A 14091-nucleotide genomic window follows, 5' to 3' on the forward strand; every position below is an offset into this window, starting at 1 on the left:
CTAAGGTAGGAATACAGAATGGCACACAAGAAGGGCGCAAGCTCCACCCGTAACGGCCGTGACTCGAACCCCCAGTACCTCGGTGTTAAGCGCTACGGCGGCCAGTCCGTCAACGCAGGCGAGATTCTCGTTCGCCAGCGCGGCACCCACTTCCACCCCGGCCTGAACGTTGGCCGCGGTGGCGACGACACCCTGTTCGCTCTGGCAGCAGGCACCGTCGAATTCGGTACCCGCAAGGGCCGCAAGGTCGTTAACATCCTGGCAGCAGCTGAGTAATACTCACCGCTAGGGCAGAGGGGGTAGGCGTTAGTCTACCCCCTCTCGCTATGACCTCGAATGCCGTGGACGCCTGTGCTGGGCTCCACGATGAGGCGCACCCCAACCCGGTCGCGCCTGCCGCCGCATCCGCAGCATGATTGGTGTGTGCCGTGCGGTGGCGAAGTGAAGATTTTCCAAGATAAGGAGAACCCGTGGCAGAATTCGTGGACCGCGTGGTCTTGCATGTATCTGGCGGTCGCGGAGGTAACGGCTGCGTCTCCGTGCGACGTGAAAAGTTTAAGCCCCTGGGCGGCCCTAACGGCGGTAACGGTGGTAATGGTGGCGCGGTGATTCTGCGCGTGGATAACCAGACCACGACCCTGCTGGAGTACCACCACAGCCCGCACCAGCACGCCCCGAATGGCGATATTGGTCGTGGCGATATGCACCACGGCTTTAACGGTGAGGACCTGATTCTGACCGTGCCGCAGGGTACTGTGGTGAAGGACCGCGAGGGTAATGTTTTGGCTGACCTGCTGCGTGTGGGCGACGAGTATGTTGCTGCCCGTGGCGGTATGGGCGGTCTGGGTAACGCTGCATTGGCTTCGGCTAAGCGTAAGGCTCCCGGTTTTGCTCTGCTGGGCACCCCCGGTGAAGAAGCTGATATTGTTCTGGAGCTGAAGTCCATTGCGGATGTGGCTCTGGTGGGTTACCCCTCGGCGGGTAAGTCTTCGTTGATTGCTGCGATTTCTGCGGCGCGTCCGAAGATTGCTGACTACCCGTTCACCACTTTGATCCCGAACCTGGGCGTGGTGCAGGCGGGCGATGTTCGCTACACCGTCGCGGATGTTCCGGGTCTGATTGAGGGCGCTTCGGAGGGCCGCGGTCTGGGTCACCGCTTCCTGCGCCATGTGGAGCGTTCTTCGGCTCTGGTGCACGTGATTGACTGCGCTACTTTGGAGCCGGGCCGCGACCCGATCAGTGACTTTGAGGTGATTCGCGGCGAGCTACAGAACTATGAGGTTGACCCGACTGCGGGTGTGACCGTGCCGCTGCATGAGCGTCCGCAGATTGTGGTGCTCAATAAGATTGACGTTCCTGAGGCTCGTGAGCTGGCTGAGTTTGTTCGCCCCGAGTTTGAGGAGATGGGCTTCAAGGTCTTCGAGATTTCGACGGCTTCCCATGAGGGTTTGAAGCCCCTGATCTTTGCGATGGCACAGCTCGTTGAGGAGGACCGTGTGGCTCGTGCCGCTGCCGAGAAGGAAGCGGAGCGCGTGGTTGTTGAGGCTCCTGTGGTTCGCCCGAAGGGCTTCCGCGGTAAGAAGAAGCAGGAGTTCACTATTCGCCGCGAGGAGCGTAACCTTGAGCCGCTGTTCCGCGTGATTGGTGAGAAGCCTGAGCGTTGGATTCAGCAGACTGACTTCAATAATGATGAGGCTGTCGGCTACCTGGCGGACCGCCTGGCGCGCCTGGGCGTTGAGGATGAGCTGTTCAAGGCTGGTGCTCGTGCCGGTGACGCCGTGGTGATTGGTGAGAACGACAACTCGGTGATCTTCGATTGGGAGCCGACCATGGTCGGTGGCGCTGAGTTGCTGTCCTCCCCGCGTGGTACGGACGCTCGTCTGGAAGAGATCATTCGCCCGACTCGTGCGCAGAAGCGTGTGGAGTACAAGGAGCGTATGGACGCGAAGGCGGAGGCTCGTGCCGAGCTGGAGTCCGAGCGCGCTGCAGGCGTGTGGACCGAGTCGGTTGAGTACCGCAAGAAGTTGAAGGAAGGCAAGATCGACGAGAATATCGACATGCCGAACGTCGAGGACTAATAGCTGAAGCGTTAGCTGTTGCCTAGACAGCTGTTTCATAGACAGTGAGTGGTGCCGCGTACCGGGGTTTGGCTCCGGTGCGCGGTGCTTTCTTGTGTGCGGTGCTTTCTTGTAGGTTCTGTGGTTGCCGCTCGAGCCGGATGTGCGTGTCAGAACACGCGGGTGAGCCTGTGGAGAACTTGTGGTTGGGCGTGCTGGCTGGGTATTCCACTGGCGGCTTAGCTCACCCCCGTCATTTCGGTGTTTTTGACCGTAAGCAGGTAGCATAGAGGGGAATGTACGCGGGCACCGTTTTCGGTGTTGCGTACCTTCTGTGTACCTGCCCGCATCCGCACCTGTGGTGGCTCTTTAAGTTGCCGTGGTGCGGTCTCTGTCCCAGCAAGGACGGCATTTGTGACTGACCAGCCTGTTCACCTTGATTTTGGTGCCCCGAGCACCGAGTCGATTCCCCCGCGTACCCCCGGTCGGGTGCGTCTGGGCGTGATGGGTGGAACTTTTGACCCGATTCACCACGGACACCTGGTGGCAGCTAGTGAAGTTGCCGCCGTGTTCGACCTGGACGAGGTCGTGTTCGTTCCGACCGGTCAGCCCTGGCAGAAGGTGGGGGAGCGGCACGTGAGTGACGCTGAGCATCGCTACCTGATGACGGTGATTGCGACCGCGTCGAACCCGCGTTTTACGGTGAGCCGTATTGATATTGACCGTGGCGGCGCCACCTACACCTTTGATACGCTTAACGAGCTGCGCGCCCTGCGCCCGGATGCTGACCTGTTCTTCATTACCGGCGCGGACGCGATCAGCCAGATTATGACCTGGCGCAATGCCCATAAGCTGTGGGATTTGGCGACTTTTGTGGGTGTGACCCGCCCCGATCATGAGCTGGATCCGCCGCTGGCAGAGGGTCGTCATATTACGACCCTGAAGATTCCTGCGATGGCGATTTCTTCGACCGATATTCGTCGCCGCGCAGCTGAAGACGCCCCCATCTGGTACCTGGTGCCCGATGGTGTGGTGCAGTACATTGCTAAGTACGGCCTGTACAAGAAGGACGCTTTGACGGCGTACCGTGACGGCTTGCCCCGCGTGAAGGATGAGTCTGGGCAGGCACCCCAATCGACGAGTAATGAGGGAACACATGAGTGAAGCTACGGGTTCGAAGCCCTATAGCGAGGACGAAGCGTACCTCTACGAGACGTACGTGACCGAGGACGGCATTGAGGTGCCGCCGCCTACTAAGGTGATGGGTCCGCGCCGTCTTGCCCGTTACCGTGAAGAAGTTGCCGAGTACCTGCGTGCGAACCGCCGCGGTGAGCCCGCGAAGCCTGTTGCGAACATGGGCTCCGTGATTCATACGGACGCTATTGACCCGCAGGTTTTGGCTGTTCAGCGTCGTTTTGCGGCGTTGGCGGCTCAGGGCAAGATTGACACTGAGGCGAACGATGAGGAGAAGCTGCATGAGCCTGCTCCTCTGACCAGTAGCCTGCGTGTTCTTCGCCCCGAAGAGATCGCGCAGAACCGTGTGGATGCGACCAGCCCCTCCGCGGTGGATAACCCGATGACTTCTTCGATCCCGGTCATTGCCGTGGTTAAGGAGGAGAAGCCGGAACCCGAGCTGCACCAGTACTTGGTGCGCGATGAGCCGAAAGTTGAGGAGCTGGACAGCTCTGACGTTGAGGCTGAGCAGACCGAGGTTGCTTCCATTGAGGAAGAAGCCGTTGAGATTGCTGAGGTTGAAGAGTCTGCTGACGAGCTGCCCACCCGCGTGAGCGCGGTGGACGCGCAGGGTCTTGACCTGAGCGTGCTGGATAGCGCCTCCGCAGGGGATACCGTGGATTCGGTGGACGGCGACCCGACTGTTGCTCTGAGCCCGGATGAGGTGGAGGAGCTGCTGCAGCGCATGGTGGATCGTCAGGATCCCGAAGAGTCGGCTGCTCTGGTTGAAGAGGTTACCGAGGACGCTGAAGAGTCTGAGGAAGCCGCAGAAGACGGCGAGTCCAAGTCTGCTGAGTCCAAGTCTGCTCCGGTACCTTCCGCTGAGGCTTCCAAGGAGTCCGCTTCTAAGGGCGCTGTTGAGAAGGCTGAAGAGGTTCTGCAGCCTGCGCAGAAGGCCTCCCTGGCGTGGCTGTGGATTGTGCTGTTGCTCGCCCTGGTCGTTGTTGGTCTGATTATGATTTTTGGCCCTAAGTAGGCCGTGAACAATGCACCCCTGTTGCGGGTGCTGCCGGCGGGTGTTCTGCCGGCAAGGAAGGAAAATATGACTGCTGCACAGTCCTCGATTGAGGCTCTGCGCATTGCCGCCCGCGCTGCGGAGGAGAAGCAGGGAACGAACCTGTTCGCTGTGGATGCATCCGACGCGATGGGTCTGATTGATGGCTTCCTGGTGGTTTCTGCCCACAATGAGCGCCTCGTGAACGCTGTTGCGGATGAGGTTGAGGACGCTCTGCGTGAGCAGGCTGACTTGAAGCCTGTCCGCCGTGAGGGTCGTTCCTCGGGTCGTTGGATTCTGCTGGACTTCGGCGATATTGTCGTGCATGTTCAGCATGAGGAGGACCGCGAGTTCTACGCTCTGGATCGTCTGTGGGCTGAGGCCCCGCGTATTGAGCTGGGGGTTGAGAACGAGGCTTCCTTCGACATTGAGGGTGAGACTGAGGAAGATGCTGCACGCATCATTCCCGCTCAGGATGAGGCATAGGCTTCTGCTTGATTTTTAGCTGATGAGGGGTGGGCTCTGCTGGCGCTGTATGGTGCCGCGGGGTCCGCCCTTCTTGCTTAGCCTTTGGCTTACCCGCCGGGAACTTTTTGGATTTTTGGGTGCGCTGGTTTGCATCGCTGTCCGTGGTGTGTGTAATATATTCATGTTGCCTCGTTGAGGTCACTAACAGAATATGGGGATATGGCGCAGCTGGTAGCGCACCTGCATGGCATGCAGGGGGTCAGGGGTTCGAGTCCCCTTATCTCCACGTTTTCCTCGGTTGAGGAGCTTGTCGCCCGGTTCTTGTGAATCGGGCGATTTTGCTATCTGCCGATAACTCTCGATAGTCAACAACACAGTTCATAGTTGAGGAGTCACTCATGGGAGCGCACGCACATCACGGCCACGGCGGGCATCACGGGCATCACCACGACCATTCGCATGCCCCGAGCCCGGAGGACGCCGCCTCGATGCGTCCGCGCCTGCTGATTGCGTTCAGTCTGGCGGTCGTTATTGTGTTGGCGCAGGCGATTGGTTCGTTGGTCACCGGAAGTCTTGCCCTGCTGACCGATACGGCGCACGCCATTACGGACGCGTCCGGACTGCTGGTGGCGCTCACGGCGGCTTCGCTGATGACGCGCCCGGCAACGTCCCGCCGTACGTGGGGTTTCCGCCGCATTGAGGTGCTTGCCGCCCTCGGGCAGTCGGTGCTGCTGCTGGCGGTGGGTATCTACACGGCGGTGGAGGGTGTGCATCGCCTGTTCGCCCCGCCGGAGGTGCCCGGCACCGAGCTGCTGATCTTTGGTGTGGTTGGCCTGGTGGCGAACGCTATTGGTATTGCGGTGCTGGCTACGGCGAGGAACGCGAACTTCAATATGCGTGCCGCGTTCCTGGAGGTGCTCAATGACGCCCTGGGCTCGCTGGGCGTGATTGTGGCGGCTATCGTGATTTGGCTGACCGGCTTCTACCAGGCGGATGCCCTGGCGGGTCTATTCATTGCGGCGCTGATTGTGCCGCGTGCAGTACGTTTGATGAAGCAGACCACGGCGGTGCTCATGGAGTTTACCCCGGACGGCCTGGACCTGGACGCGATGCGTGAGCACATGCTGCGCGTTGACGGCGTTGTAGAGGTGCACGATGTGCACGCCTCGATGGTGGCGACCGGTCTGCCAGTGGTGACCGCGCACGTGGTGGTTGCCGATTCATGCTTCCATGACGGGTCTGCGGTGACGATTCTGGACCATATCCGTTCGTGTGTGGCGAGCCATTTTGAGGTGTCGGTTGAGCACTCGACCTTCCAGCTGGAGACCGCCGAGCTGGGTGGTCGTGAGCCGGCTTCGATTCGCCACCCGTAGGCTGGCTCGCGTAGGTTTTGCCTCGCGTAGATTTTGCCCATGCTTCGCCGGCAGGTCTGCCCGCCGCGGTAAATTACGGCAGAAAACGGCAAGCCAGAACAGGTACCAGAGCCTGAAATAGCGGGGGAGAAGTGACCGTTATATTTGGTGGCTTCAACACGCAAAAGATACACTCTTTAGGGAGCAAAAGGTGCTCCTCACCCGCACACTTTGACAGGTCCGCTGGCTGGCTCTTTAGTTTGGCAGTCGCGGTAGCCTGCAACGATGAGCGCCTCAGCCCAGCTGAAACGGAATAGCTGAAACGGAACAGCGGGCGGGCGCATCCATAGATTTTTGACGAGAACAACCACGATTAGCAGCAGATACGGAACACTATGCATTCACCTATTGCCACTTACCTGACCGAGACCCTCGAGTCGGTCGCTTCTGATACCTCCGGTGAGTTGGCAAACTATATTCCGGAACTTGCCGCCGTGGACCCGGACAAGCTCGCCGCGTCTATTGCGATGGTTGACGGTGAGCAGTACGCCGCCGGTGACTCCGATGTGGAGTTCACAATTCAGTCGATTTCTAAGCCGTTCGTGTACGCCCTGGCGCTCGCGGACCGCGGCTATGATGACGTGCTTGCGAAGGTGGGCGTGGAGCCTTCCGGTGAGCCGTTCAACGAGCTGTCCCTGGAGGACGGCTCCGGTAAGCCGCTGAACCCGATGATTAACGCGGGCGCGATTACCACCCATTCGCTGGTTGGTCCTCCCGGTGCGACTCAGGGCGAGCGCATGGAGCGCGTCATTTCTGGTCTGTCTGCGTTTGCGGGTCGCCGCCTGTCGGTGAATGAGCGCGTGTACGAGTCTGAGCTGGAGCACGCGCACCGCAACTACGCGATTGCGCACATGCTGCGCGGCCACGGCATCCTGACCGGTGACCCGACTGTGGCGGTGCAGGGTTATACCCGCCAGTGCTCGCTGATGGTGACGGTTAAGGATTTGGCGTTGATGGCGGCGACTTTGGCGAACTATGGTGTGCATCCGGTGACGGGTGAGCAGGTGGTTCCTAAGACTGTGGTGCGTCAGGTGCTGAGCGTCATGTTCACGTGCGGCATGTATAACGCTGCGGGTGACTGGGCAACCCAGGTGGGTGTGCCGGCGAAGAGCGGCGTGGGCGGCGGCATTATTGGTGCGGTGCCCGGTCAGCTGGGTGTGGCGACGTTCTCGCCGCGCCTGGACGGTCACGGTAACAGTGTGCGCGGTGTGGAGCTGTTCGAGCAGTTCTCGGATGACATGGGCATGCACGTGATGAACGTGCCGACCGTGGCTCGTTCGGCGTTGCGCGCGAACTACCAGATCGGTTCGGGCGATGAGTCTATGCGCCTGATCCAGTTGCAGGGCCGTATCCGTTTTGCGGGTGTGGAGCGCGTAATCCGTGAGATTGTGGAATCCCCGATGGAGGGTTCCAAGGTCGCCCTGGACGTGACTCGCGTGTACGCGGTGGATGAGGTCGCTCAGAGCATGCTCCTGGAGCTGATGCGTCGTCTGAGGAATGACGGGTACAAGGTGTACCTGATTGATAATGACGAGACGATTACGAATACGGATGCGCTGCGCAGCATGGGTGTGAAGGTTCTGACGAACCCGACGGCAGTGACTTCTGCTGAGTCGGATGCTGAGCGTGTGGCTGAGGCGGACGCCGAAGAGGCTGCGGAGGCTGCGGCTCTGGAGGCACTGAATGCGCTGGACTCTGCTAAGGCGGAGCAGCCGGAAGCTTCGGAAACTGAGTAGGTTTCTCTCCGCGTACTTGATCGTATCTGCGTACTTGGCAGTACGATTGCGTGAACTTTATATATTGAGGCCCCTTTCCCGGGCGCGTTGTGAACGTGTTCTGGGGGAGGGGCCTCGCTGTACTTACCTAGAGTTGCACCTTGCGCTGTAGCTGGAGCTGTACCTGGATTGCCTGGCGGGGGTAGCTTAGTGCGCTGAGCGTGGTCTTCGGTGAGTGAGGGGACTGAAAGTACGTAGAGGTTCTTTAATGGCGCAGTTGTTAATCATTAAGTAATATTTTGAATTTTTCGATAGCTAACAGTGGTCTCATCATACACTCGTAATATGAACACTGTTCCACACCCAGAAACACCTATCGCTCCTCGTCAATCCGCTATCGTCAACCCCGTTACTGACCACATGGTATCGGGCGCCTCTGCCCGCGCCTCCATGGGGCGACGGGAACTCTTACAACACGTTGGTACCTTTGGCCTGGGCGCGGTGAGCTTCGGCGTGCTGGGTCTTGGCCTCACCGGTTGTACCCCGTCGAACACCCCATCGAGCAGCCCGTCCGGTAGTGCGTCGGCGAGCCCTTCTTCAACCCCTTCGGCAAGCTCGGCGGCTACCCCTTCCGCATCTGGCTCCGCAACGGGTACTGCATCCCCGACCGCCGCGGCATCTAAGACCGATTCTGCGACTGCGACCTCGTCGAACCCGGTTCCCGAAGCTCGTGCCTGGACTGGCCCGCAGACTGGCCTGCCGGGTGAGGGCAAGTATATTGCGTGGACGGTCGATGACGGCGCCGACCCGGAGGTGGTACGCGCCTACGCGGAGTTTTCCCGCCGTACCGGCACGCGCCTCACTTTCTTTATCAACGGTCAGTACCCGGCGTTTAGGCAGCATCGTGACCTGTTGTTGCCGCTGGTGAAGAGCGGTCAGTTGCAGATTGCGAACCATACGTATAGTCATGCGGCGTTGACGAGCCTGACGGATGAGCAGATTGTTCAGGAGTTGACCCGTAATGATGAGGAGATTAGGCGGCTTTTTGGGGTGTCTTCGAAGCCGTATTTCCGCCCGCCGTACGGGTATTATGATGCGCGCGTGTTGGCGGCTGCGGCGTCGTGTGGTTTTACGCGCCCGGTTCTGTGGTACGGGTCGTTGGCGGATTCGTCTAATATTTCTTCGGCTGAGGTGTATGCCTATGCGGAGAAGTATGCGTTGGCTCAGCATATTGTGATTGGGCATTTGAATTATCGGGGTGTGGTGTCTGAGCTGGACCGTATTCGGGCGTTGTTGGATCGGCGCGGGTTGAAGACGGTGACGATTCGCGACTATTACGGGTAGTGCGGGGGAGCCCCGGCGAGGGGTTCCGGTGGGTATACTGGGAGGCATGATGAAGCTTCCTCAGAACCCTATTCTTCGGCAGGTGTACCGCTTCCGTGAGTCGCTGCTGCTTCTGCTGTATTACTCGCTGTCTTTTCTGGGTGTGCGGTGGATGCGCACGGGGCATCCGCGTGTGGCGGCGGTGTGGTCTGTGGGTTTGTGGCTGAATTTGGTGCTGCGTGGCATGGGCCAGGTGGTGCGTATGCTGGTGCCGGTCCTGCAGGATGCGGAGGCGCGCCGTGCTCGTGCTGAGCGTGCCCGCGCCTACCAGCCGCGCTAACCTCACCGGCTGAGCTGACAGACTAGGCTGATATGACGAAGCCCCCTTGTACCGGTTCACGCAGAACCAGGACAAGGGGGCTTCGCTTTTAACGTTAGTTTGGTTTCTTCGTCGCTGGGATTTCTATTTCTTCGTTTTGCCAGTCCATTCGCAGGCGATGCCATCATCGTCTCTATCCAACTCAGCCCGATATCCAGGTTCACCCCGGTGTATGGGTGCGGCACCTGCGGCTCGGGCTTCAGCACAGTTCTTGTAATAGACGCTGGATTGCGCCGGTGCTTCCCGGGCAGGAGCTTCCTGAGTAGGCACCCTCTGAGCGGGGGCAACTGCCGCAGGCTCCTGAACTGGAGCCTGCGTTGCCACGCGAGTAGGCCTTGGTTTCGTGGCTCGTGGAGTAGGAGTATATGTCTCCCACGGAGCTACAGAAGGACTGGGAGTTGGTGAAGGCGAAGGAGTTCGTTTAGGACGTTTAGTTTTACTAGGCTTGGGTGAAGGGGTCTTTGAAGCAGAGTCTTTAGCAGGTACAGTTTTCTGTTCAGAGGTCTCCGTCGAGCAACCGGTCAACAACAGAGCACCCGCAAGAACACCAGCGGTCGCGGCGTGAATTTTCAACACAATATTCCTTTAGAAGTGAGTGGACAAGCGTGTTCACCGTAGAACACACACTCCAGTGTAAAGGAAAACAGCCCCACCCGCAGACAACATCGAGCCGCCCACAAAGAGCCCGACAAGGAAAGACACAGTGTGCGGGCATGGCAAAGCCCCCTCGCACCGGTTCGCACAGAACCGGCACAAGGGGGCTTCGCTATATCTGTTGCTTCGCCATATCTGGGGCTGTATGAGCCGGGGAGAGCTAGGGGAGTAGTCCCCGCCGGGACAGCTCTAGCCAGAACCGCTAGCTCTAGCCGGGCTGAGGCTAGGAGCAGTTGCCGTTCACATCGCAGGACGGACCCGCCTCCGCAGCATTGTTACCTGCTGCGTCACCAGCCGCGCCCGCCAGCGGGTTCAGGAACTCAACCTGATGAGTCTGCTCCCACACCTGACGCAGCGCCTGCACCAGCATCTCCGCAGGCTGCGCACCACTGACCGCCCACTTCGACTCAATCAAGAAGAACGGCACACCATTAATGCCCAGCTGGCGCGCCAACTGCTCGTCAGCACGCACATCCGCCGCGTAACGGTCGCTCTTCAACACCGCCTCAACCTCGGCAGTATCCAGGCCAATCTCAGAAGCAATATCCAGAATCGACTCGTGATCCTGCACCGAACGGCCCTGCGTAAAGTACGCCAGCTTAAACGCCTCCTCCGCCGCCGACGCCAAGCCCTGCTCCGCCGCATAATGAATCACACGGTGCGCATCAAACGTGTTACCGTACCGCGCCTGACGCCAATTGAAATCCAAACCCACCTCGCGGGCACGCTCCGCCAACGACTCCTGGCTCGCAATCGCCTGCTCCAACGGCATCTGATACTTGCCAGCAATCATCTCAGGCAACGAACCTGCCGGATGCTCCGTAGCCGACGGGTCCAGCTCAAAACTATGCCACACCACCTCAACCTCGTCACGGTGCTCAAACTCGGCGAGCGCCAGCTCCAGGTTACGCTTGCCCACGTAGCAGAAGGGGCACACAATATCGGACCAAATATCAATACGCATGGTGTCTATTCCTCTCACACTCGGATGGGGCAACTGCCGCAACTGTACGCTCACCTAACGCCCCGGTTGCCGCGTTTATTCCCCAGCCTTTATTCCCGCGCGTTTATTCTCGCCGGGTACGGCAAAGCCCCCTCGTACCGGTCCGTAGGGGAACCGGGTCAAGGGGGCTTAGCACACGCGATATACGCGAGCCTATCGGCGGGCAGCTGCCGGAGCGGTAGTGGCAGTAGCTGCGGGTGCCGTCGTTGCCGCCGGCGCAGTGGTCGCACGAGCAGGCGGAGCCGTAGTGGGTGCCGCCGCAGGTGCAGTCGTAGCCTGCTGATTAGCCGCTGCCTCATCCTCATAGCGGGTAGTCGGTGCCTGAGTCGGAGCCTCAGTAGTCGGCTCCGGGGTAGGGGCCGGCGCCTCCGTAGTCGCCTCGGGGGAGGGGGTGTTCTCCTCCGGGGTGGGGGTCGGCGAAGGAGCCGCCGCCTTAATCTCTTCCTCGGATGCGTCACCGTAGTAGTCACGAACCGTCACCGCAGTCAGGCCGCGGTCATCAATCAGGCCCTTCACCTTATCCAGGATCGGGATGATCGTCTCGTAGTTCAGGTGACCCAGCACGATCTGCTGCGGCAGCATGTAGCGGATGCAGCGCATGTAAATCACGCGGGAGCTAGTCTTCGCCTCGTCACCGGTAGTGCCGTTCCACATGACCGGGCGGGTAAAACCAATCTCACCGGCAGCCTTCAGCACCGCATCGTTGTAGCGGCCGTAGGGCGGGCGGAAGTACGGCTTCGACGAGACACCGAACATGCTCATAATCTCGTCTTCGTTACGCTGTAGCTCTTCCTTCACGCCCTCAGCATCCAGGGTGGTCAGATCGGCGTGGCTGTACGTGTGGTTCGCAACCTGAATCTGGCCGCTCTGAACCAGCGGACGCAGCAACGACACATGCTCCTTAAAACCGGTGTAAGAAGCGTTAATGAAGAAGGTCAGGCGAGTATTCGTACGCTTCGAGAACTCTGCGTAGCCGCGAATCGCCTCCGGGCTTGCGCCGTCATCAACAGTCCACGCAACATACTTGCCGTCACCAACGAGGGAATTGCCAACGCCGGGCCATTCGCGCGGCTTATCAACCGGGTTGCCAGCAGCGGCAACCGTCGGCGAATTCGTAGGTGCGGGGCGAGTAGCAGCAGCAGAGGTCTCGCCGCCAGCCTGATACGGAGTGAAATTACCGCTGGTGCCGTCGTAGTCATTCGACTTCTTCGAGCAGGCAGCAATCAGCGGAAGCATAGCAGTGCCGAGCACAAAAAGTCGGCGGTTAGGCTGTGAGTGGGTCATACTCTCCAGGATAACGCCCCCACCTGCAAGGAACGAATCTGAACAGCGAATACACCCCTAAATAATGCGCACATCACACCCCGCGCTCAGCACCACAGTATTAATAGGTATAAAAACTAGGTATAAGAACACAAAATCCTAAAGCCGCAAGCCGGTAACGCTCCGCTAAACTAGTGGGATGGAGAATTTGGGCACTCACGAACTGCGCAACCTTGTGAACGATGCTGCCGACGAGGCAGTCAACATCGGCTACCGTGTTGCAGACAGGCTGCACCGCTGGCGTGAAAAGCGCGCCATCGCTGCCGGTCGCGAGCCTATCCTCGTGCCCACCGAAGGCTACGGCCGCGCCGCCTCCGACGGCAACCCCGGCTGGGTCCGCGTCATCGCCCGCGCACTCTACAAGACGGTCAACCTCGAACGCCTCCTGCAGGTTGTAGAAGGCACCCAAGACACCGCCAACCCCATGCGTGGCTGGCGCTCCTTCACCGCAACCGCAATGTCCGATGCGCCCGTCACCATCGTCATTGACGGCACCAAGCACGAGGCGTACACCGACCGCGGCGGCGTGCTCGACGTCAAACTCAGCATCGACCTGGAACCCGGCATGCACGAAGTCATCATGTATGTGCCCGGCTCCCGCGCCGTAGCAACCAGCGTCTACATCGTTCCCGAAAGCCAGAAGCTCGGCGTCATCATGGACGTCGACGACACCGTCATGGTCACCATGCTGCCGCGCCCCCTGGTTGCCGCCTGGAACTCTTTCATCCTCGACGAGCACGCACGCATCCCCACCCCCGGCATGGCGGTCATGACCGACCGTATCCGCCGCAGCCACCCGAATGCGCCGTTCATGTACCTGTCCACCGGCGCCTGGAACATCACCCCGACCCTGCGCCGCTTCCTCAGCCGCAACGGCTACCCGCGCGGCACGTTCCTGCTGACCGACTGGGGCCCCACCCCGGACCGCTGGTTCCGCTCCGGAACCAACCACAAGGTCGAGTCCCTGCGCCGACTCGCCGAGGAATTCCCGCAGATGAAGTGGATCCTCGTCGGTGACGACGGGCAGCGCGATCCGTACATCTACAACGGCTTCGCGGTACGCTACCCGGACAACGTGGCGGCAATTGTCATCCGCAACCTGACGGTGGGGGAGACCATGCTCGCCTCCGGTCGCGTGTGGAGTGACTACCGTGCCGAACAGATGATGCGCTCGCCGCTGTGGATTGAAGCCACCGACGGCGTAACGCTGAGTAAGAAACTGCGTGAGCTGGGCCTGATCGATTTCTAGCCGGTTACTGCTCGCCGGTTGCTAAAATCTGTGCCTATAGCCTGTAAACCCACCGCAAATACCGCGAAATACCGGTATCTGCGGCGGGTTTTGCTGTTTCAGCGGAATTAACCAACTTAAACCCACGACACACCGGTTACTGGAAAAGAGTTAAAAATCTTTTCTACAGCTTTAATCACATAGCTTAAAGCCGCTCGAAGGGGGTTAACCCTCGTCTTTAAGAAAGTCCGTTCTGCTTTAAAACCGCGCCGTTCCGCGCAAGAACGCGTGAGAGCGAAGAT

General features: G+C 59.8%; 13 protein-coding genes and 1 tRNA gene. 11 read left to right on the plus strand and 3 right to left on the minus strand.

All coding sequences use genetic code 11. The features are described from left to right. The first annotated feature begins 18 nt into the window (after window positions 1-18). The 10 genes from rpmA (at window position 19) to HMPREF2527_RS02620 (ending at window position 9542) form a co-directional block, all read left to right on the plus strand. A complete protein-coding gene (rpmA, locus tag HMPREF2527_RS02575; protein WP_005505766.1) occupies window positions 19-276 on the plus strand; it encodes a 50S ribosomal protein L27 in 258 nt (85 codons plus the stop codon). Window positions 277-470: 194 nt separating this feature from the next. Beyond that, window positions 471-2078, plus strand: a complete 1608-nt coding sequence (gene obgE / locus HMPREF2527_RS02580; protein ID WP_070506142.1) for a GTPase ObgE — start codon at window positions 471-473, stop codon at window positions 2076-2078. Between the two features lie 393 nt (window positions 2079-2471). Next, complete coding sequence (nadD, locus tag HMPREF2527_RS02585; protein WP_070506143.1) at window positions 2472-3221, plus strand: nicotinate-nucleotide adenylyltransferase; 750 nt, start codon at window positions 2472-2474, stop codon at window positions 3219-3221. Then, complete coding sequence (locus HMPREF2527_RS02590) at window positions 3214-4266, plus strand: sulfite reductase subunit alpha (RefSeq protein WP_070506145.1); 1053 nt, start codon at window positions 3214-3216, stop codon at window positions 4264-4266. The genes nadD and HMPREF2527_RS02590 overlap by 8 nt, the downstream gene beginning before the upstream one ends. 66 nt (window positions 4267-4332) lie before the next feature. Then, window positions 4333-4770 (plus strand): ribosome silencing factor, encoded by a 438-nt coding sequence (gene rsfS, locus HMPREF2527_RS02595; RefSeq protein ID WP_049338426.1) that lies wholly within the window; start codon window positions 4333-4335, stop codon window positions 4768-4770. 195 nt (window positions 4771-4965) lie between these two features. Next, a tRNA-Ala gene (locus HMPREF2527_RS02600) sits at window positions 4966-5038 on the plus strand. A gap of 112 nt (window positions 5039-5150) precedes the next feature. Further along, a complete protein-coding gene (locus HMPREF2527_RS02605; protein ID WP_070506148.1) occupies window positions 5151-6125 on the plus strand; it encodes a cation diffusion facilitator family transporter in 975 nt (324 codons plus the stop codon). Window positions 6126-6499: 374 nt separating this feature from the next. Continuing rightward, a complete protein-coding gene (locus tag HMPREF2527_RS02610; RefSeq protein ID WP_049338428.1) occupies window positions 6500-7900 on the plus strand; it encodes a glutaminase in 1401 nt (466 codons plus the stop codon). Between the two features lie 324 nt (window positions 7901-8224). After that, entirely contained in the window at window positions 8225-9223 is a 999-nt protein-coding gene (locus HMPREF2527_RS02615; RefSeq protein WP_049352367.1) for a polysaccharide deacetylase family protein, read from the plus strand. Window positions 9224-9269: 46 nt separating this feature from the next. After that, window positions 9270-9542, plus strand: coding sequence for a hypothetical protein (locus HMPREF2527_RS02620; protein WP_239662317.1), 273 nt, complete (start codon window positions 9270-9272; stop codon window positions 9540-9542). 123 nt (window positions 9543-9665) lie between these two features. Here the strand turns inward: HMPREF2527_RS02620 and HMPREF2527_RS09980 are convergent, their stop codons facing one another. The 3 genes from HMPREF2527_RS09980 to HMPREF2527_RS02630 form a co-directional block, all read right to left on the minus strand. After that, complete coding sequence (locus HMPREF2527_RS09980; protein WP_080977152.1) at window positions 9666-10157, minus strand: excalibur calcium-binding domain-containing protein; 492 nt, start codon at window positions 10155-10157, stop codon at window positions 9666-9668. 301 nt (window positions 10158-10458) lie between these two features. Beyond that, a complete protein-coding gene (locus HMPREF2527_RS02625; RefSeq protein WP_070506151.1) occupies window positions 10459-11199 on the minus strand; it encodes a DsbA family oxidoreductase in 741 nt (246 codons plus the stop codon). Between the two features lie 192 nt (window positions 11200-11391). Next, window positions 11392-12522 carry a polysaccharide deacetylase family protein gene (locus HMPREF2527_RS02630; protein ID WP_070506153.1) on the minus strand — a complete coding sequence of 377 codons (1131 nt, stop codon included), beginning with the start codon at window positions 12520-12522 and terminating at the stop codon, window positions 11392-11394. Between the two features lie 178 nt (window positions 12523-12700). Between HMPREF2527_RS02630 and HMPREF2527_RS02635 the strand changes: the two genes are divergently transcribed. Next, a complete protein-coding gene (locus HMPREF2527_RS02635; RefSeq protein ID WP_070506155.1) occupies window positions 12701-13810 on the plus strand; it encodes an App1 family protein in 1110 nt (369 codons plus the stop codon). Window positions 13811-14091: the final 281 nt, after the last annotated feature.

It is taken from the genome of Rothia sp. HMSC071B01 (assembly GCF_001808945.1).
Taxonomy (GTDB): domain Bacteria; phylum Actinomycetota; class Actinomycetes; order Actinomycetales; family Micrococcaceae; genus Rothia.

Coding starts and splice junctions, on each gene's coding strand:
- rpmA (WP_005505766.1), top strand. CDS start 19: ATGGCACACAAGAAGGGCGCAAGCTCCACCCGTAACGGCCGTGACTCG.
- HMPREF2527_RS02590 (WP_070506145.1), top strand. CDS start 3,214: ATGAGTGAAGCTACGGGTTCGAAGCCCTATAGCGAGGACGAAGCGTAC.
- rsfS (WP_049338426.1), top strand. CDS start 4,333: ATGACTGCTGCACAGTCCTCGATTGAGGCTCTGCGCATTGCCGCCCGC.
- HMPREF2527_RS02605 (WP_070506148.1), top strand. CDS start 5,151: ATGGGAGCGCACGCACATCACGGCCACGGCGGGCATCACGGGCATCAC.
- HMPREF2527_RS02610 (WP_049338428.1), top strand. CDS start 6,500: ATGCATTCACCTATTGCCACTTACCTGACCGAGACCCTCGAGTCGGTC.
- HMPREF2527_RS02615 (WP_049352367.1), top strand. CDS start 8,225: ATGAACACTGTTCCACACCCAGAAACACCTATCGCTCCTCGTCAATCC.
- HMPREF2527_RS02620 (WP_239662317.1), top strand. CDS start 9,270: ATGATGAAGCTTCCTCAGAACCCTATTCTTCGGCAGGTGTACCGCTTC.
- HMPREF2527_RS02625 (WP_070506151.1), bottom strand. CDS start 11,199: ATGCGTATTGATATTTGGTCCGATATTGTGTGCCCCTTCTGCTACGTG.
- HMPREF2527_RS02630 (WP_070506153.1), bottom strand. CDS start 12,522: ATGACCCACTCACAGCCTAACCGCCGACTTTTTGTGCTCGGCACTGCT.
- HMPREF2527_RS02635 (WP_070506155.1), top strand. CDS start 12,701: ATGGAGAATTTGGGCACTCACGAACTGCGCAACCTTGTGAACGATGCT.